Origin of the sequence: Streptomyces sp. NBC_00663, from assembly GCF_036226885.1 — a bacterium.
Taxonomy (GTDB): Bacteria; Actinomycetota; Actinomycetes; order Streptomycetales; family Streptomycetaceae; genus Streptomyces.
Window position 1 is genome coordinate 5,109,036 of record NZ_CP109027.1, and the last position, 18,670, is coordinate 5,127,705.

Below are 18,670 nucleotides of genomic sequence, written 5' to 3' on the forward strand. Positions count from 1 at the left end.
CAGAGGCCAGTACATCGGCGAATGTCCGATGCTGGTTGCTCATGGGTGGAACGTTGATTATTCGGCACTTTCAGTCATCTCGGGCTGCCAGTACTGCTCTTCGGAGCGTGGAAAGCTGATCATGAGTGGCGAGGGTGTCGGGCACGCTGTTGGGTGTCTGAGGGAATGAACCCCCTCGATGCCGGCCCCAGTGAACTCCAGCTTTTGGTTGGGGGTGATGGGTGGCTGGTCGTTGTTTGAGAACTGCACAGTGGACGCGAGCATCTGTGGCCAAGTTTTTAAGGGCGCACGGTGGATGCCTTGGCACCAGGAACCGATGAAGGACGTGGGAGGCCACGATAGTCCCCGGGGAGTCGTCAACCAGGCTTTGATCCGGGGGTTTCCGAATGGGGAAACCCGGCAGTCGTCATGGGCTGTCACCCATACCTGAACACATAGGGTATGTGGAGGGAACGCGGGGAAGTGAAACATCTCAGTACCCGCAGGAAGAGAAAACAACCGTGATTCCGGGAGTAGTGGCGAGCGAAACCGGATGAGGCCAAACCGTATGCGTGTGAGACCCGGCAGGGGTTGCGTATACGGGGTTGTGGGATCTCTCTTTCACAGTCTGCCGGCTGTGAGACGAGTCAGAAACCGTTGATGTAGGCGAAGGACATGCGAAAGGTCCGGCGTAGAGGGTAAGACCCCCGTAGTCGAAACATCAGCGGCTCGTTTGAGAGACACCCAAGTAGCACGGGGCCCGAGAAATCCCGTGTGAATCTGGCGGGACCACCCGCTAAGCCTAAATATTCCCTGGTGACCGATAGCGGATAGTACCGTGAGGGAATGGTGAAAAGTACCGCGGGAGCGGAGTGAAATAGTACCTGAAACCGTGTGCCTACAAGCCGTGGGAGCGTCGGAACAAGGCTTGCCTTGTTCTCGTGACTGCGTGCCTTTTGAAGAATGAGCCTGCGAGTTTGCGGTGTGTTGCGAGGTTAACCCGTGTGGGGAAGCCGTAGCGAAAGCGAGTCCGAATAGGGCGATAGAGTAGCGCGCTCAAGACCCGAAGCGGAGTGATCTAGCCATGGGCAGGTTGAAGCGGAGGTAAGACTTCGTGGAGGACCGAACCCACCAGGGTTGAAAACCTGGGGGATGACCTGTGGTTAGGGGTGAAAGGCCAATCAAACTCCGTGATAGCTGGTTCTCCCCGAAATGCATTTAGGTGCAGCGTCGTGTGTTTCTTGCCGGAGGTAGAGCACTGGATAGGCGATGGGCCCTACCGGGTTACTGACCTTAGCCAAACTCCGAATGCCGGTAAGTGAGAGCGCGGCAGTGAGACTGTGGGGGATAAGCTCCATGGTCGAGAGGGAAACAGCCCAGAGCATCGACTAAGGCCCCTAAGCGTACGCTAAGTGGGAAAGGATGTGGAGTCGCACAGACAACCAGGAGGTTGGCTTAGAAGCAGCCACCCTTGAAAGAGTGCGTAATAGCTCACTGGTCTAGTGATTCCGCGCCGACAATGTAGCGGGGCTCAAGCGTACCGCCGAAGTCGTGTCATTCATACAATAGGGCCAACGCCTGTATGGATGGGTAGGGGAGCGTCGTGTGCCGGGTGAAGCCGCAGCGGAAGCTAGTGGTGGACGGTTCACGAGTGAGAATGCAGGCATGAGTAGCGATACACACGTGAGAAACGTGTGCGCCGATTGACTAAGGGTTCCTGGGTCAAGCTGATCTGCCCAGGGTAAGTCGGGACCTAAGGCGAGGCCGACAGGCGTAGTCGATGGATAACCGGTTGATATTCCGGTACCCGCTGTGAAGCGTCAAACATCGAACCCATTAATGCTAAGGCCGTGAAGCCGTTCCGGACCCTTCGGGGAAAGGAAAGTGGTGGAGCCGCCGAACCAAGGTGGTAGTAGGTGAGTGATGGGGTGACGCAGGAAGGTAGTCCATCCCGGGCGGTGGTTGTCCCGGGGTAAGGGTGTAGGCCGAGTGGTAGGCAAATCCGCCGCTCATTAAGGCTGAGACCTGATGCCGAGCCGATTGTGGTGAAGTGGATGATCCTATGCTGTCGAGAAAAGCCTCTAGCGAGTTTCATGGCGGCCCGTACCCTAAACCGACTCAGGTGGTCAGGTAGAGAATACCGAGGCGTTCGGGTGAACTATGGTTAAGGAACTCGGCAAAATGCCCCCGTAACTTCGGGAGAAGGGGGGCCATCACTGGTGAGGGGACTTGCTCTCCGAGCTGGGGGTGGCCGCAGAGACCAGCGAGAAGCGACTGTTTACTAAAAACACAGGTCCGTGCGAAGCCGTAAGGCGATGTATACGGACTGACGCCTGCCCGGTGCTGGAACGTTAAGGGGACCGGTTAGTGCGCTTTCGGGCGTGCGAAGCTGAGAACTTAAGCGCCAGTAAACGGCGGTGGTAACTATAACCATCCTAAGGTAGCGAAATTCCTTGTCGGGTAAGTTCCGACCTGCACGAATGGCGTAACGACTTCTCGACTGTCTCAACCATAGGCCCGGTGAAATTGCACTACGAGTAAAGATGCTCGTTTCGCGCAGCAGGACGGAAAGACCCCGGGACCTTTACTACAGTTTGATATTGGTGTTCGGTTCGGCTTGTGTAGGATAGCTGGGAGACTTTGAAGCGGCCACGCCAGTGGTTGTGGAGTCGTCGTTGAAATACCAGTCTGGTCGTGCTGGATGTCTAACCTGGGTCCGTGATCCGGATCAGGGACAGTGTCTGATGGGTAGTTTAACTGGGGCGGTTGCCTCCTAAAGAGTAACGGAGGCGCCCAAAGGTTCCCTCAGCCTGGTTGGCAATCAGGTGTTGAGTGTAAGTGCACAAGGGAGCTTGACTGTGAGACCGACGGGTCGAGCAGGGACGAAAGTCGGGACTAGTGATCCGGCGGTGGCTTGTGGAAGCGCCGTCGCTCAACGGATAAAAGGTACCCCGGGGATAACAGGCTGATCTTCCCCAAGAGTCCATATCGACGGGATGGTTTGGCACCTCGATGTCGGCTCGTCGCATCCTGGGGCTGGAGTCGGTCCCAAGGGTTGGGCTGTTCGCCCATTAAAGCGGTACGCGAGCTGGGTTTAGAACGTCGTGAGACAGTTCGGTCCCTATCCGCTGCGCGCGCAGGAATATTGAGAAGGGCTGTCCCTAGTACGAGAGGACCGGGACGGACGAACCTCTGGTGTGCCAGTTGTTCTGCCAAGGGCATGGCTGGTTGGCTACGTTCGGGAGGGATAACCGCTGAAAGCATCTAAGCGGGAAGCCTGCTTCGAGATGAGTATTCCCACCCACTTGATGGGGTAAGGCTCCCAGTAGACGACTGGGTTGATAGGCCGGATCTGGAAGCCCAGTAATGGGTGGAGGTGACCGGTACTAATAGGCCGAGGGCTTGTCCTCAGTTGCTCGCGTCCACTGTGTTGGTTCTGAAACCACGAACGGCCCCATGCCCATGGTCACGGGTGTGGTGCGGCATGTTTGACAGTTTCATAGTGTTTCGGTGGTCATAGCGTGAGGGAAACGCCCGGTTACATTCCGAACCCGGAAGCTAAGCCTTACAGCGCCGATGGTACTGCAGGGGGGACCCTGTGGGAGAGTAGGACGCCGCCGAACAAAATTTGAGAAAACCCCCGTACCGGTTAATCGGTACGGGGGTTTTCTGCGTTCGGCTACCGTAATCAGCATGAGCAGCATGAACTTCGAGATCCGTTCCATACGCGCCGACGAGTGGCCCGCCGCGAAGGAGCTGCGGCTTCTCGCGTTGCAGGACCCCGCCGCGCCCGTTGCTTTTCTGGAGACGTACGAGGATGCCGTTACCCGCCCGGACTCCTTCTGGCAGGAGCGGGCTGCCGGGGGATCGGATCCGGCCGGTGGGGTTCTCCAGTTTGTTGCCGAGGCTGCTGACGGAACCTGGGTCGGGTCCGTCGTCGTACTCATTGAGGAGGCCGGCTCCACCGACTGGGCCGGGTTCCCTGTGGAGCGGCGGCAGGGGCATGTCGTCGGGGTGTTCGTGCGGCCCGAGTGGCGTGGGGGCGGGGTGACCAAGGCGCTCTTCGACGCCGCTCTGGAATGGGCCTGGGGGCGTGGGGTCGAGGCTGTGCGGCTCATCGTGCACGAGGACAATCCGCGGGCTCAGGGGTTCTATCGCAAGGCCGGGTTCGTGCCGAGCGGGAAGGTCGTGCCCTTGGAGGGGCATGACGGGGAGAACGAGTTGGAGTTCGTGCTGGAGAACGCAGTCTGACCTTCAGGTTCAGACCGGTAGTTCGTCGTGCGGCCAGCGGGATCTTGCCTGTTCCCGGGAGCGGAGCAGGGCCAGGGTCGGCAGGCCGCGGTCCGCTCCGGTGGCCAGGAGCTCCGGGAGTTGGGGAAGCGGGGCCACGGCGGCGACGTCGTCCAGGACGAGGGTCAGTGGTGGGTCGAGGCGACCGGAGGATGACCGTTCGGCCATGCGCCGGCCACGCTCGACCACGCTGGAGACGAGGGCCGTCAGGAGGGGCATCGCGCCCGGGTTGGTCCTGGGGTCCTCGATGGACTCCCCCACTACGAAAAGCGTGCCCCCTTCGTCGACGAAGGAATCCAAGGCGAGGGCATCAGTTCGGTTTGGAGTGCAGGCCTCGCGGATGTTGACCGTGAAGAGCGCGGAGAGGGCTCGGCCGGTCAACTCCTGGGCGATGTCCCGGCGTTCCGGGTGGGCGGTGAGGGTGGCTTCCAGTTCGCCCGCCGCGCCGGGGGCCGCCTTCGGATTCGTACGGAGGATGCGGACCGCGTCCTGGATCTGGGTGCCCTGGGACCAGCGGTGGACGTGGCGGATGGTGCGGCCGTCTATGGCGGCGGCGTGCAGATAGCTGCGAAGGAGCGTTTCCGCGGTGTCGCTGACCGCCTGGTCGAGGCGGGCGGTCGGGCGGACCGGGGTGAGGAGCGCCGCGGCTCTCGCCTTCGCCGTCTCTCTGTCCTCGCAGCCTGCCGTGGGGGACCAGTGGAGGCGGGCCGGGGTGTCGCAGAGGTGGGCGGGGTCGTAGAGGTGGACGGGGCCCAGTTTGGCGCGGGCGTCCTTGGTGTCCGACCAGACCGCGGGGTTCGAGGTGACGACGAGGGTCGGGCCCTCCGCGTCGCGTACCGCCTGGATCGCCGTGAGGTGGCGGGTTTCCCTGGGGGCGACCAGTACCTTCTCCACCCGCGCGGGCACGGCGACCGGCGCGGGAGCGGGCTCCGGGACCGGCTCCGTCCTCGGTGTCGGCACCTCGTGGTGCGTGACCCTCTCGACGGCGGGCTCGGGAGCCGTCGGCGGCTGCTCCACGGCCACGGTTCGCGGCGCCATCTGAGGCTCCGTCCTCCGCGCTCGTCGTACCGCCTTCCAGCGGGCGACCGTCCCCAGTACGAACACGGTGAGGACGACCAGCACCATCAACTGCCCGATGAGCAGGCCCCAGAACAACCCGTACCCGGAGAGCTGGGCCGCCGGGGTCTCGGGCCACGCGCCCGGCATGTCATGGGGGCGGCCGATCAACTGGCGCATGGCCAGGGGCGTACGGGTGAACGTGACGCCGTCCGGCCAGCCGCCGTGGGCGAACAGGCCGGCGAGGCCGGTGGCCGACCAGACGAGCAGGGTCATGCCGATGAGGAAGGCGAGTATGCCGACCAACAGCCCGTCAGGGATGCCTCCCTGGCCTCCCTGGCCTCCTCGACTCCCCTGGCCTTGCTGCCGACGGCGGTCGTCCGGTCTCACCACTGCCCGCCTCCCTGCCTATGCCACCGTCGACTCGGAGTCGCCCATGTGCTGTTCCATGTGCTGTTCCATGAAGGCCGCCGCCCGCTCCTCCGCCTCCAACTCGGCCGCGCGCAGGGCGTCGTCGGTGAGTTCGCGGTCGGCGGAGGACTCGGTCATCGCGCGGTCGGTGAAGACGAGCGGGCGTTCCGTCTCGGTGATCAGGTGTTTGACCACCTGGACGTTGCCGTTGACGTCCCACACCGCGATGCCCGGTGTCAGGGACGGGATGATCTCCACCGCCCAGCGGGGGAGGCCCAGCACCCGTCCCGTTGACCTCGCCTCGTCCGCCTTCTGGGCGTAGATCGTCCTGGTCGACGCCATCTTCAGGATCGCCGCGGCCTCCTTGGCCGCCGCTCCGTCCACGACGTCGGACAGATGGTGGACCACCGCCACGAACGACAGGCCCAGCCGTCGGCCGAACTTCAGCAGCCGCTGGAAGAGCTGGGCCACGAAGGGGCTGTTGATGATGTGCCAGGCCTCCTCGACCAGGAAGATGCGCTTCTTCCGGTCGGGGCGGATCCAGGTGTGCTCCAGCCACACGCCGACGATCGCCATGAGGATGGGCATGGCGATGGAGTTGCGGTCGATGTGGGACAGGTCGAAGACGATCAGCGGGGCATCCAGGTCGATGCCGACCGTCGTCGGGCCGTCGAACATGCCGCGCAGGTCACCGTCGACCAGTCGGTCCAGGACCAGGGCGACGTCCAGGCCCCAGGCCCGCACATCCTCTATGTCGACGTTCATCGCCTCGGCCGACTCCGGCTCGGGGTGCCGTAGTTGCTCCACGATGTCCGTGAGGATCGGCTGGCGTTCGACGATGGTCTCGTTGACGTAGGCGTGCGCGACCTTCAGGGCGAAGCCGGAGCGCTCGTCCAAGCCGTGGCCCAGGGCGACCTCGATGATGGTGCGGAGCAGCGCGAGCTGGCCCGTCGTCGTGATCGCGGGGTCGAGGGGGTTGAGGCGGATCCCCATGTCCAGGGCGGCCATCGGGTCCAGGCGGATGGGGGTTATGCCCAACTCCTGCGCGATGAGGTTCCATTCACCGACGCCGTCCTCACCCTGGGCGTCGAGGACGACGACCTGTCGGTCGCGGAAGCGCAACTGCCGTAGGACATACGTCTTCTCCAGCGCCGACTTGCCGTTGCCGGACTCGCCGAGCACCAGCCAGTGGGGTGCCGGGAGCTGTTGGCCGTAGAGCTGGAAGGGGTCGTAGATGTAGCCCTTGCCGGAGTAGACCTCGCGGCCGATGATCACGCCCGAGTCGCCCAACCCGGGGGCCGCCGTGGGCAGATAGACCGCTTGGGCCTGGCCCGTGGAGGTGCGGACGGGCAGGCGGGTGGTCTCGACCTTGCCGAAGAGGAAGGACGTGAAGGCGTCGGTCAGGACGGACAGCGGATCCCGCATCGGCGACTCAGCCCCTACCTTCGGATTCCGGTGGCGAACGGGAGTGTGTTCACGAAGGCGCGGTGATGTTCGCGGTCACACCACTCCAGCTTCAGGTACGACTTTCCGGCCGAGGCCCGGATGGTCCGTTTGTCGCGGGCCAGCGCCTCGGGGTTGCGGGAGGAGACGGTGATGTAGCCGACCAGGTTGACGCCGGCCGCGCCGCTCGCGAGGTCTTCGCCGCGCTGGTCGAGACGGTTGTGGGAGGCGACGTCGCGGGGGTCGACGGTCCGGTTCATCTTGGCGGCGCGGCTGGCCTCCGCCTCGTCGTTCGTCTTCTCCGTCAGCATCCGCTCGATGGCGACCTCGGTGGGTTCGAGGTCCATCGTCACGGCGACCGTGCGGATGACGTCCGGGGTGTGGACCAGGAGGGGCGCCAGGAAGTTCACGCCCACCGGGGTCATCGGCCACTCCTTCACCCAGGCCGTGGCGTGGCACCAGGGCGCGCGGGTGGAGGACTCGCGGGTCTTCGCCTGGAGGAACGTCGGTTCCATGGCGTCGAGTTCGGCCGGCCAGGCGTTGCGCCTGGTCATCGCCTGGATGTGGTCGATGGGGTGGTCCGGGTCGTACATGGAGTGGATGAGCGAGGCGAGCCGGCCCTGGCCGAGGGGCTGGCGGACCCTGATGTCCGCCTCCTGGAGGCGGGAGCAGATGTCCGTCAGCTCGCGCGCCATGACCACCGCCAGGCCCGCGTCGCGGTCCAGCTTGCGGCCCGACTGGGGGCGCGCGGCACGGGCCATCGCGTGGGCCTCGGCGGAGAGTTCGCGGGTGTAGTGCATACAGGCGACCAGGTACGCGCGGTGCTGCTCGCTGCTGGTGGAGACCATGGACTGCAACTGGTCGTACGACTGCATGAGCCATCCCGGTGCCTTCTCGTCGCCGCGGACGGCCACGTCCTTGGCGTGGGCGTCCGGGTCGGCGGGGAGGGTGCGGGCGAGCATCTGGAGGCGGGTGACGAAGCCGTCGCCGTTGGCCACGTGCTTGAGGAGCGTGCCGAAGCGGTCTACCAGCGCCTCCTGGTCCTCGGAGTCGCGCAGACCGACGCCGGGCCCCTCGATCTCGATGGCGGCCGTCACCGTCCTGCGGTCGGCGTGCAGGAGTACGGCGATCTCGTCGGGGCCGAAGGGGGCGGCGAGCCAGTTGATGCGGCCGATGCCGGGGGGCGGGCCGATCTCGACCTCACGGCCGTCGGTGCGGATGCCGGCCTCCATGACACCCGAGCGGTACACGGTCCCCTGCTTGAGGGTCCGCTTGTAACTGCGGTTGATCTCGAACCACTTGTAGAACGTGCGGTGCTTGTACGGCACGTAGACCGCCGCCAGTGCGAGCAGCGGGAAGCCCATGAGCAGCACGATGCGCAGGGACAGCACCGGGACGATGAGCCCGCACATCATGCCGAGGAACGCGCCGCCGATGATGAGCGCGATCTCGCCGGTCTCACGATTTCTGCCGACGATCGCGTTCGGCCGGGCGCGGCCGATCAGATATGTACGGCGGGGCGTGACCGGATGGGACACGTGGGACTCGGTCGTCAACGCCCTTCACCTCCCGAGCGGTTGTTACTGCTGTTGCGGGTGTTGCTGGCATGGGGTGTGTTCACCGGGCTGCCCGAGCGGGGCGAGGGGGCGGCGGAGGGGACAGATCCGCCGCCACCGACGCCGCCGTTCGAGCCGCGCGTGCTGTGGGCGGCGACGCCGCCGGAGGCCGGGTTGGAGGGGCGGGCACCGCCGCCGGAGGACTGGCCGCCGCCGTTGTTGTCGGCTCGGGTGCTGTGGGTCTTGATGCCCTGGGCGACGAGGGTGGCGGGGCTGCTGATGACGGCCGCGGCCTTCCCTTCCGCGCCCTGCATGATGCGGTTGTTGCGGGAGCCGGCGATCTCGTCGCCGAAGCCGGGGACGAAGCGGTAGATCATCGCCGACGCGAAGATGGCGAGCAGGATGATGGCGAGGCCGGAGACGACGGCGGAGAACGCGTCGGGGCCGTTGTCGGTGGACAGCGCGCCGGCCAGGCCGAGGACGATGACGATCACCGGTTTGACGAGAATGACGGCGATCATGATGCCGGCCCAGCGGCGGACGTGGCCCCAGAGGTTCTTGTCGACGAGGCCGGCGTAGACGACGGTGCCGAGGAGTGCGCCGACGTAGAGCAGGGCGGCTCTGATGACGAGCTCCAGCCACAGGACGCCGGCGGCGAGGATGCTGACGAGTGAGACGACGATCAGCATGATCGGGCCGCCGCCGATGTCCTCGCCCTTGTTGAGGGCGCCGGAGAAGGTGCCGAAGAACGTGTCCGTCTGGTCGCCGGTCGACTTCGCGAGGACCTCGGTGATGCCGTCGGTCGCCGATACGACGGTGTACAGGATCAGCGGGGTGAAGGCCGAGGCCAGGACGGTGAGCCAGAGGAACCCGATCGCTTCGCTGATGGCGGTGGTGAGGGGGACGCCTCGCACCGCGCGCTTGGCGACGGCGAGCAGCCACAGCAGCAGGGTCAGGACCGTGGACGCCGCGAAGACGACCGCGTACTGCTGGAGGAACTTGGGGTTCGTGAAGTCGACGTTCGCGGTGTCCTTCACGGCCTCGCTGAGCTTGTCGACGGTCCAGGAGGCGGCGTCGGCACAGCCCTTGGCGAGGGAGGAGAGGGGGTCGAGGGAGGAGGTGGGGTCGAGGGTGGTGGATCCGCCGGAGCCGGTGCCCTGGCCTTTTTCGCAGTAGTCCTTGGCGGGGCCGTGGATCAGGTCACAGGGGTTGTTGCTGCCTGAGGGTGACGGCGTGGGCGAAGGCGTGGGTGCGGCGAATGCACGCGTGGTCATGAGAACGGCTGTGGTCTGCACGGCCGTGATGACAGCAGCGAGCCTGAGTACGCGTCGGCTACCGGGCATAGGTGAACCCTCCGTACTCTTCGACGGCCTTCGCCATCTCGTCGGCGCTGGAGGCCCTGTCGTCGCCGGGGACCGGCGAGGGGCCGTCCTTCTGGGAGTGCGTCACGATCTTCCAGTCACCACCGGTCCACTGGAGTTGCATGGTGATGGTGAACCAGGTGCTGGTGACCGGGTTGGTGGAGTTCTCGCCTGCCAGGCCGAGGAGGCCACTGCACCAGACCTCGACGGTCGCGTTGTCGGCGGATGCCTGCGTGGCCTTGGTGCCGATCGGACTCGTACGGGATACGAAGGTGTAGCCCTGGGGTGTGGAGCCGTCGTCGTTGAGTCCGACGTTCTTGTTGAACTGGGGTGTGTATGCCTTGTCCAAGGTCGCTTCGAACTGTGCGACCCGGGAGGGCGTGATGATGGCCTTCAGGATGGCGTCACGCTGGGTCTTGTTGAACATCTCGGCCGAGCCCAGCGACACCGCATAATTCGCCGCCGCACTCTGCGCCCCCTGCTCATCCCGCGCGAACCCCGACTTCACCGGTGTCGTCCCGCTCGCCGCCGTAGGCGAGGTCGCCGGCTTGTCGGCGGTCCCGGACTCCGTGGGGGAGTCGTCTCCTCCGCGGTTCGCGAAGGCGATCGCGGCGATGAGGACCACCACCACGCCGACGACCGTGACGAGGCTTCGGGACGACGAGCGGCCGCCTCTCCGCGTCCCGCCGTACAGGTCACCGCCACCGCCCTCCGGCAGCCGCGTGCGGGTCTGGCCCGTGCCCCCGTAACCGCCGGAGGTCTCGCGTTCGTCCCCGAGACTCATGCCGCGTACGCCCCCTCGACGTCGTGCGGAAACTCGTAGGCATACGACGGTAGCCGTGCTGGTTCCCGCGCGGGCGCGGTGTGGTGACTGGACATCAGGGAAACGCAACCTCAGCCGGTGGGCACGACGGGCGGGTGGTGTTGGGGACGAGGTGAAGGGGCCGGGCGTGCCCGGAGTGGCTACACGGCCATGCCGTACACGATGGTGAACAGCGTGCCGAGTGAGCCGATGATGAAGACTCCGGTGAGGCCGGCGATGATGAGGCCCTTGCCCTGTTCGGCGCTGAAGGTGTCGCGGAGCGCGGTCGCACCGATGCGCTGCTTCGCGGCGCCCCAGATGGCGATGCCGAGGCAGAGCAGGATGGCCACCGCCATCACGACCTCGATCATCACCTTCGCCTCGTTGCCCAGGCTGCCGAAGGGGCCCCAGTCCGGAGCGATCCCGCCGATGATGGTGTTGATGTCTCCCTTGTCGGCCGCAAAGAGCATGTAAGTCACCGCCCCTGGTGGGTAGTTCCGCTTCCCCTGCGGGTGCGCAGAGGTCAGGCCTCATTGTCGCCGACAAATCCGCCGCCGTATGTCGACTTGGCGTCATTGATTGGCGGGTTTCGTACGAATGCTTGTCTGGTACTTGTCCGGTTACTCTGTGTATCACGGCAGGTCACGCCGGGCAATGAGGCCTGAGCGGAACCTGTCGTGTGGTTCCGTCGTTAGCCCCTCTTACGAGCTGGTGCGCTTGTGGCACCCATGTTCTGCGGGTGAAGGCTATCTCCGGGGGGCGGAGCACGACGAACGGGTGCCGTTCCCCCTACTGTTCCCGTCATGGCGCTGAGTGACATAACCCGCTCCGAGGTGGAGAAGGCGATCGAGGAGTGCGATCGGCTGGGACGTGATCTCTTCCTTCAGCGGTACGGCTTTCGGCGAGCCCGTCGGTACCTGCTGTCCCATGAGGGCAGGCAGTACGACTCCAAGGCCGTCGTCGGCGCCGCGCACGGCTTCCTGCCGGGGCGGGCCCGCGAGGCGCTCCGCGAGATCCTCCTCCGAGTCGCCGCGGAGCGGCACGACGCGGTGAGAGACGCGACCAGGGAGCCTTCATCGGCGTCACCCTGACCGCCCTCGACTCCGGCGTCCGCCATCGGCCGATCAGACGCGGTTGATGCTGAAGCGGGTGACGCAACGAAGTCCGTAAGCGTCCGGGCCGTGGGACTGGTCGAGGCTTACGGTGTCGAGCTGAGGCACAGCGCCGTAGGCGTAGTAGATGGCCTGGCCGGATCCGGCAAAGGTGCCCGCGGCGAAGGGGATGACCTGGATCGCGATGTCGTCGCGTGCCGCCGTGTCCAGCAGGTACTTCAGCTGGGCGCGGGTGACGTCGGGGCCTCCGAACCGCATGCGCAGGGCGGCCTCATGGGTGATCACCTGCTGTGGGTCGGTGAGTCCCGGTAGAGAACGGCTTGGCCCGGGACGTGGACGGTGAGGGCGGTCCGCAACCGGGTGGCGTGGTGCTCGACCTGGGCCATGTCCAGCAGGACGGTCGGCAGGATCTCGCGGTACTCCTCCCACCAGCCGCGCGTCCGATCGGCCGCCATGTCGCTGAGTGCCTCGACGAGCGCGTTGTCCCCGCAGTCGTCATGGCAGGCCAGATACGGCACCGAGGTCACCATTCCCGAAGGGCCCGCGAAGGGTTTCGTGATCGGGGAGGCGATCACAGGCCCTAAGCGCTAGCGCGTCGTGCACTTGGGGTAGGTCGCTCCCTCGGTGCAGGAGTTGTACGCGCTGCTGCTGACGTCCACCTCTTCCTCGTCCCCGCTCTTCGTGCGGACCGTCAGTTCGTATTCGGTGTGGCAGCTGCGGGTCTTTTTGCCGTTCCTCTTCTTCGTCTTGCACTCGTTGTCCGTGTCCTTGCCGATGACCGTGCCGGTGACGGGCTTTGAGTCGCTGCCGCAGGCTGTCAGCAGTGGTGCGCTGAGGACGGCGACGGTGGCAAGGGCTGCGAGTGTGCGCTTCATGTGAGTTCCCCCGTGGGTATCGGCCATGACGAACGAACGAACGGGCCGCGGCGCGTCGCCACGGCCCGTTCCCTCAGTATCAGTGCCGCTCAGCCGGTGAAGGCGGCCAGGCCCTCAGGAGTTCCCCAGCCGGTCGGGCCGTCGTAGCCCGACCTGGCGGTGCAGTAGTAGCTCGTGGTGCAGGTGCCGTTGTTGCCGGACGTCACGTCGTTGAGGGCTGAGGTGCCCGCTGACGCGTAGGGGTAGGAGGCCGGGTAGTCGGTGGTGCCGGGGGTGCCGGCCAGGGCGTAGACGCCCGCGATGATGGGGGCCGAGGCGCTGGTGCCGCCGAAGGTGTACCAGCCCGCCGTGATGCCGTAGGAGTCGTAGACCGAGACGCCTGTCGCCGGGTCGGCCACCGCCGAGACGTCGGCGATCATGCGCTTGGTGCAGCTCGTGTCGGTCTGCCAGGAGGGTTTGGTGTCGTACGAGGAGCAGCCCGAGCCCGTTCCCTCCGTGCTGCTGGTCTTCCAGACCGTTTCCGTCCAGCCGCGGGTGGTCGAGGCCGCCTTCGACAGGGCCGTGCCGCCCACCGACGTCACGTACTTCGAGGCGGCCGGGTACTCGGCGCCGTAGCCGCTGTCGCCGGCACTGACCGTGATGGCGACGCCCGGGTGGTTGAAGTAGGAGGAGTCGTACGAGGTGTCGCTCGACGATTCGCTGCCGCCGTAGGAGTTGGAGACGTACTTCGCGCCGAGCTTGACGGCCTCGTTCACCGCCGTGCCCAGGTTGGCCATCGTGGCCGACTTGGCCTCCACCAGGAGGATGCTGCACTTCGGGCAGATGGCCGAAGCCATGTCGAGGTCGAGGGAGATCTCCTCGGACCAGCCGGTGTCGCTGGAGGGGAGGGAGGTCGTGGAGCCGGTCTGGCTGACCTTCTTGAAGCAGCCGTTGGCCGTCGTGCAGGCCGACAGGCCGTAGTACGAGCGGTAGGTGGCCAGGTCCGCCTCCGCGTTCGGGTCGTTGTAGGCGTCGACGATGGCGATCGTCTCGCCGGAGCCGTTGGAAGCCGCCGCGGAGGTCAGGCCGTAGGCGCTCTGGAGGTCGGTGGGGCCGTAGCCGGAGGGGGTGGTGGCGTCGGCGGCCTTCGGGGTCACGCCGTTCGCCCGCTGGAACGCCGTGGTGCCGCCCGTGACGCGGAGGGAGTCACAGGCCAGCTCACCCGTCTTCTTGGGGGTCGAGCAAGGAGTCGCGGCCCAGGTGACCTTGGAGGGGACGGCCGCGTTCGCGTGGACGGCCGCGGTGCCGAGGCCGGCGAACATCAGGGCCGCCGCGGCGGCCGCGGTGCCGATCCGGCGCCATCTGAGACGTATGTCGGTGGGGGTCGTGCGCATCGTGCAGCCTCCTGAAGGTGGTGGAACAGGAGCAGTGCGGGTGCGTACCGCCGGTGCGGTGTCCCGGCGGCGGGCGGCGGCCCGGAACGACGGTCTCTTGTTGAGTACGCGACAACAAGGCGGGTGGTGGAATCCTGACTTCCGCCATACCGAACGGGGGCGGGGGCTTACTTCCCGATGGCCGCTCGATGGACTGTGTACGGCGGTCGCTTGACCTGATTCACAGGTGTACGGCGAACGGGCCGCGGCTGGATGCCACGGCCCGTTCTCTCATCCATGCCGTCGAGGGGACCCCACGTCCCCCTCTGCCGACGGCTTCCCGGTGACCCGACCGGGAGGTTGACGGGGGCTCAGCCGGTGAAGGCGGCCAGGCCCTCCGGGGTGCCCAGGCCGGTCGGGCCGTCGTAGCCCGACTTGGCGGTGCAGTAGTAGCTGGTGGTGCAGGTGCCGTTGGTGCCGGATGTCACGTCGTTGAGGGCCGAGGTGCCTGCCGCCGCGTAGGGGTAGGAGGCGGGGTAGTCGCTGGTGCCGGGGGTGCCGGCGAGGGCGTACACCGACGCGATGATGGGGGCCGAGGCGCTGGTGCCGCCGTAGGTGTTCCAGCCGGTGCCGTCGGAGCCGTAGGAGTCGTAGACCGAGACGCCCGTGGCGGGGTCGGCGACGGCCGAGACGTCGGCGATCATGCGCTTGGTGCAGCTGGTGTCGGTCTGCCAGGTCGGCTTCGCGTCGTACGAGGAGCAGCCGGAGCCCGTTCCCTCGGTGCTGCTGGTGTTCCAGACGGACTCCGTCCAGCCGCGGCTGGTGGAGGAGGTGGAGAGCTTCGTGCCGCCGACCGCCGTCACGTACTTCGAGGCGGCCGGGTACTCGGCGCCGTAGCCCTCGTCGCCGGCGGAGACGGTGATGGCGACGCCGGGGTGGTTGAAGTAGGAGGAGTCGTACGAGGTGTCGCTCGACGATTCGCTGCCGCCGTAGGAGTTGGAGACGAACTTCGCGCCGAGCTTGACGGCCTCGTTCACCGCCGTGCCCAGGTTGGCCATGCTCGACGAACTCGCCTCGACGAGGAGGATCTTGGCGTTCGGGGCGATCGCCGACACCATGTCGAGGTCGAGGGAGATCTCGCCCGCCCAGCCGCTGTCGGCGGTGGGCAGGGAGGTCGTGGAGCCGGTCTGGCTGACCTTCTTGAAGCAGCCGTTGGCCGTCGTGCAGGCGGAGAGGCCGTAGTACGAGCGATAAGTGGCCAGGTCCGCCTCGGCGTTGGGGTCGTCGTACGCGTCGACGATCGCGATGGTCTCGCCCGAGCCGTTCGAGGCGGCGGCGGACGTCAGGCCGTAGGCCTTCTGGAGGTCGCTCGGGCCGTAGCCGGTGGGAGTGGCGGAAGTGGCGTTCGGCTTGAGGGACTTGGGGGTCACGCCCTTCAGCGCGGCCTGCTTCTCCATGAACGCGGTGGTGCCCGCGGTGACGCGGAGCGCGTTGCAGGCGGCGTAGCCCTTCTTGGGGGTCGCGGCGCAGGAACTCTCGTACTGGACATGGGCCTTGGCGACCTGGGCCGCGATGGCCGAGGGGCTCACCTTGTGGGGGGTGGTGTCCGCGTGGGCCTGGGCGGCGGTGCCGAGGCCGGCGAGCAGGAGAGCGGTGGTGGCCGCGGCGGCGGAGCCGGCCTTGCGCCATCTGCCGGACATGTGGGGGGTGTTGGGCGTACGCAACGTACAGCCTCCTGTAAGTGGGGTTGCAGAGGCCTGCGGTGGGGGGACCACCGGTGAGGTTCCCGGTGGGGGCGGCGACCCGCGTAGACCATCCCCTTGTTGAGTACGTGACAACAAGACGGGTTGCGGAATCCTGACTTCCGCATGACTTAGGGGTGTGGGGGCTTACTGATCAATGGCGGCCCGATGGCCTTGAGTTGGCTGTGCCTTGACTGTGGGCACAGCCGACTCACAAGTGGGCTATCGAGGCAGCAGGCCGTGCAGCAGCAGGTGTACGAGGGTGTCGACGGCGTCGACGGCCGCCTGGGCGTCGGTGTGGCCGTTGGCCGCGAAGGTCGCGATGCCGTGCAGCGCGGCGCCCACGGTGAGGGTGAGCACGGCCGGGTCGCCCTCGATGATCTCGCCGCGCTTCTGGGCCGCCGCGACGATCGCCGCCAGGGATCCCACCGTGCGCTCGGCCGCCGCGGCCATCTGCTCGGAGGCGTCCGGGTCGTGCTTGAGGGAGTACATGAGCTCGATCAGCGCGGCGTTGTCGGTGGCGAACCGCAGATAGGCCAGGGTGAGCGCGGTGAGGCGGGGCTGGAGCGGGAGCGTGGGGTCGTCGGCGGTGGTGAGGGCCTGGAGGAGGCGGTCGTAGCCGTCGAGCGCCAGGGCGTCGAGCAGGGCCTGCTTGTCCTTGAAGTGCCGGCCGGGCGCGGCGTGGCTGACGCCGATGTCCCGGGCCAGCTCGCGCAGTGACAGCGCGGCGGCGCCCTTGTCGCGCAGGGTGCGTTCGGCGGCGGTGAGCAGCGCTGAGCGCAGGTCTCCGTGGTGGTAGGGGCGGCTCGTGGACATGGGCATCATCGTATCCGTATGTTGGCGCCGTCATCATTGTTGTCATTGACAGCATTGTTGGCGACGTCTACATTGAGGCCATGGCTGAGAAGCAGAACGCATGGAACCTGACCGACCTCCCTGACCTCACGGGCCGGACGGCCGTCGTCACCGGAGCCAACAGCGGCCTCGGGCTCCGTACCGCGGAGGGGCTGGCCGGGGCGGGCGCGCACGTCGTGTTCGCCGTACGGGACGTGGAGCGGGGGCAGGCCGCGGCGGCGGGCGTGCGGGGCAGCACCGAGGTGCGGCGGCTCGACCTGGCCGACCTGTCGTCCGTCCGTGAGTTCGCGGACGGCTGGGAGGGGCGGCCGCTGAGCCTGCTGATCAACAACGCGGGCGTGATGATGCTGCCGCAGCAGCAGACGCGGGACGGCTTCGAGATGCAGTTCGGCACCAACCACCTGGGCCACTTCGCGCTGACGAACCTGCTTCTGCCGTACGTCACCGATCGGGTGGTCACCGTCTCCTCGGGCCTGCACCGCGGTGGCAGCGGCGTGATCGACTTCGACGACCTGAACCAGCGGGCGAACTACAGCCCCACCCGCGCCTACGCCCAGTCGAAGCTGGCGAACCTGCTGTTCACGCTGGAACTCCAGCGCCGGCTGACGGAGTCGGACTCCGCCGTCCGCGCCACGGCCGCCCACCCCGGTTACGCCGCCACCAACCTCCAGAGCCACGCGGCCAGCCCCCTCTCCCGGGCCTTCATGAAGCTCGGCAACCGGTTCATGGCCCAGGACGACCAGGCGGGCGCGCTGCCGACGCTGTACGCGGCGACACAGGACCTCCCCGGCGCGAGCTACGTAGGCCCGGACGGCTTCCAGGAGATGCGCGGCGCGCCCGCCCTGGTGGGCCGGAGTGCGGCGGCGAGCGATCCCGAGGCGGCGAAGCGGCTGTGGACGGTGTCGGAGGAGCTGACGGGCGTGCGGTTCCCGCTGGAGGCGGCCGTACGGGGTTAGGACCTGTCCGGCGGATCATGCCGCAGACGCGGGGGCCGGCACGCCGGCGTCGATGAGGCGCCGCTACTTCCCTGCGACCTGATCCGCCGGACAGGCCCTGGCGAGCCGGAGCGGTCCTGATGCTGCTCTCACCTTTGTCGGTCACAGTGGTTTCTGATGAAGCACATGTCCCTCTGTGTCGCACTCGTGCTGCTCGCCGCCACCTCCGCCTCCGAGGCGGCCGCCGACGACGGGCCGGGGCCCCTTGGTGTCACCGTCGTGGCGGAGGCGAGTGTGGAGACGGTGAGAGTCGGGGCGTTGTTCGCGGGCGGTACGCATTTCTGTACGGCGTCCGTGGTGCACAGCGCGCACCGGGATCTCCTCGTGACCGCCGCCCACTGTCTCGACGGGGACGAGGACGACCTCGTGTTCGTGCCGGGCTACCGGAACGGCGGGGCGCCGTACGGGAGATGGCGGGTCACCCGGCGTTTTCTCCCCGACGGGTGGGACGAGGACAGTGACGTGGCCTTCGCGACGGTGGCCGAGCGGCAGGGCCGTGCCATCGAGGACGTCGTCGGCGGGAACCGCTTCACCACCGGCACCGCCACCGGCGCCACCGCCGTGACCCTCACCGGATATCCCCACTCCCGTGAGGTGCCCGTCCGCTGTACCAACAAGCCGGTCGCGCACAGCCGTACCCAGCAGCGCATCGCCTGCCCCGACTTCAGCGGCGGGACGAGCGGCAGTCCGTGGGTGAACGGGGACGGCCAGGTCGTCGGGGTGCTGGGCGGGCATGAGGAGGGCGGGGTCACGGACGACATCTCGTACAGCGTCGTGCTGGGGCGCGAGGCCGCGGAGTTGTACCGCCGAGCAGCCAACTGATCGATGTGGCAAGGTCACT

The 18,670-nt window shown here is 66.8% G+C and carries 16 protein-coding genes, 2 rRNA genes and 1 pseudogene; 7 read left to right on the plus strand and 12 right to left on the minus strand.

The features are described 5' to 3' along the window. Positions 1-268 precede the first annotated feature (268 nt). The 3 genes from OG866_RS23370 to OG866_RS23380 all read left to right on the plus strand — a co-directional run bounded on the left by OG866_RS23370 (position 269) and on the right by OG866_RS23380 (position 4,230). A 23S ribosomal RNA gene (locus OG866_RS23370) occupies positions 269-3,389 on the plus strand. A 96-nt stretch (positions 3,390-3,485) separates the two neighbouring features. Next, a 5S ribosomal RNA gene (rrf, locus tag OG866_RS23375) occupies positions 3,486-3,602 on the plus strand. A gap of 79 nt (positions 3,603-3,681) precedes the next feature. Further along, entirely contained in the window at positions 3,682-4,230 is a 549-nt protein-coding gene (locus OG866_RS23380) for a GNAT family N-acetyltransferase (RefSeq protein WP_329344263.1), read from the plus strand. Positions 4,231-4,239: 9 nt separating this feature from the next. Here OG866_RS23380 and OG866_RS23385 read toward each other — a convergent pair whose 3' ends face one another. From OG866_RS23385 to OG866_RS23410, 6 genes are all read right to left on the minus strand, one after another. Then, positions 4,240-5,715, minus strand: coding sequence for a TraM recognition domain-containing protein (locus tag OG866_RS23385; RefSeq protein ID WP_329337458.1), 1,476 nt, complete (start codon positions 5,713-5,715; stop codon positions 4,240-4,242). A gap of 18 nt (positions 5,716-5,733) precedes the next feature. Continuing rightward, positions 5,734-7,161 (minus strand): ATP-binding protein, encoded by a 1,428-nt coding sequence (locus OG866_RS23390; RefSeq protein ID WP_329337460.1) that lies wholly within the window; start codon positions 7,159-7,161, stop codon positions 5,734-5,736. Between the two features lie 14 nt (positions 7,162-7,175). Continuing rightward, positions 7,176-8,735 (minus strand): SCO6880 family protein, encoded by a 1,560-nt coding sequence (locus OG866_RS23395; RefSeq protein WP_329337462.1) that lies wholly within the window; start codon positions 8,733-8,735, stop codon positions 7,176-7,178. Then, on the minus strand, positions 8,732-10,078 hold the full coding sequence (locus OG866_RS23400; RefSeq protein ID WP_329337464.1) for a hypothetical protein: 1,347 nt from the start codon (positions 10,076-10,078) through the stop codon (positions 8,732-8,734). Before OG866_RS23400 ends, OG866_RS23395 begins: the two co-directional genes overlap by 4 nt. Beyond that, positions 10,068-10,880, minus strand: a complete 813-nt coding sequence (locus OG866_RS23405) for a hypothetical protein (protein ID WP_329337465.1) — start codon at positions 10,878-10,880, stop codon at positions 10,068-10,070. Before OG866_RS23405 ends, OG866_RS23400 begins: the two co-directional genes overlap by 11 nt. A gap of 179 nt (positions 10,881-11,059) precedes the next feature. Then, positions 11,060-11,368, minus strand: coding sequence for a hypothetical protein (locus OG866_RS23410; RefSeq protein WP_003991275.1), 309 nt, complete (start codon positions 11,366-11,368; stop codon positions 11,060-11,062). A 333-nt stretch (positions 11,369-11,701) separates the two neighbouring features. Between OG866_RS23410 and OG866_RS23415 the strand changes: the two genes are divergently transcribed. Further along, entirely contained in the window at positions 11,702-11,989 is a 288-nt protein-coding gene (locus OG866_RS23415; protein ID WP_329337467.1) for a hypothetical protein, read from the plus strand. Positions 11,990-12,022: 33 nt separating this feature from the next. On the opposite strand, the gene OG866_RS23420 is transcribed toward OG866_RS23415, so the two are convergent. After that, a complete protein-coding gene (locus tag OG866_RS23420; protein ID WP_329337470.1) occupies positions 12,023-12,295 on the minus strand; it encodes a Scr1 family TA system antitoxin-like transcriptional regulator in 273 nt (90 codons plus the stop codon). Then, positions 12,292-12,540, minus strand: a complete 249-nt coding sequence (locus OG866_RS23425) for a hypothetical protein (RefSeq protein ID WP_329344603.1) — start codon at positions 12,538-12,540, stop codon at positions 12,292-12,294. The genes OG866_RS23420 and OG866_RS23425 overlap by 4 nt, the downstream gene beginning before the upstream one ends. Here OG866_RS23425 and OG866_RS23430 point away from each other — a divergent pair. Beyond that, a pseudogene (locus tag OG866_RS23430) lies at positions 12,521-12,601 on the plus strand (Uma2 family endonuclease); the annotation flags it as partial. The gene OG866_RS23425 and the pseudogene OG866_RS23430 overlap by 20 nt on opposite strands. Here the strand turns inward: OG866_RS23430 and OG866_RS23435 are convergent. The 4 genes from OG866_RS23435 to OG866_RS23450 form a co-directional block, all read right to left on the minus strand. After that, positions 12,598-12,885, minus strand: a complete 288-nt coding sequence (locus tag OG866_RS23435) for a hypothetical protein (protein ID WP_329337472.1) — start codon at positions 12,883-12,885, stop codon at positions 12,598-12,600. The pseudogene OG866_RS23430 and the gene OG866_RS23435 sit on opposite strands and share 4 nt — an antisense overlap. Before the next feature lie 89 nt (positions 12,886-12,974). Beyond that, complete coding sequence (locus OG866_RS23440) at positions 12,975-14,258, minus strand: S53 family peptidase (RefSeq protein ID WP_329337475.1); 1,284 nt, start codon at positions 14,256-14,258, stop codon at positions 12,975-12,977. 350 nt (positions 14,259-14,608) lie between these two features. Continuing rightward, positions 14,609-15,937, minus strand: coding sequence for a S53 family peptidase (locus OG866_RS23445; protein WP_443063554.1), 1,329 nt, complete (start codon positions 15,935-15,937; stop codon positions 14,609-14,611). Between the two features lie 264 nt (positions 15,938-16,201). Then, positions 16,202-16,804, minus strand: coding sequence for a TetR/AcrR family transcriptional regulator (locus OG866_RS23450; RefSeq protein ID WP_329337479.1), 603 nt, complete (start codon positions 16,802-16,804; stop codon positions 16,202-16,204). 71 nt (positions 16,805-16,875) lie between these two features. Between OG866_RS23450 and OG866_RS23455 the strand changes: the two genes are divergently transcribed. Then, positions 16,876-17,790 (plus strand): oxidoreductase, encoded by a 915-nt coding sequence (locus OG866_RS23455; RefSeq protein ID WP_329337481.1) that lies wholly within the window; start codon positions 16,876-16,878, stop codon positions 17,788-17,790. Between the two features lie 156 nt (positions 17,791-17,946). After that, a complete protein-coding gene (locus tag OG866_RS23460) occupies positions 17,947-18,651 on the plus strand; it encodes a trypsin-like serine peptidase (RefSeq protein WP_329337483.1) in 705 nt (234 codons plus the stop codon). Positions 18,652-18,670: the final 19 nt, after the last annotated feature.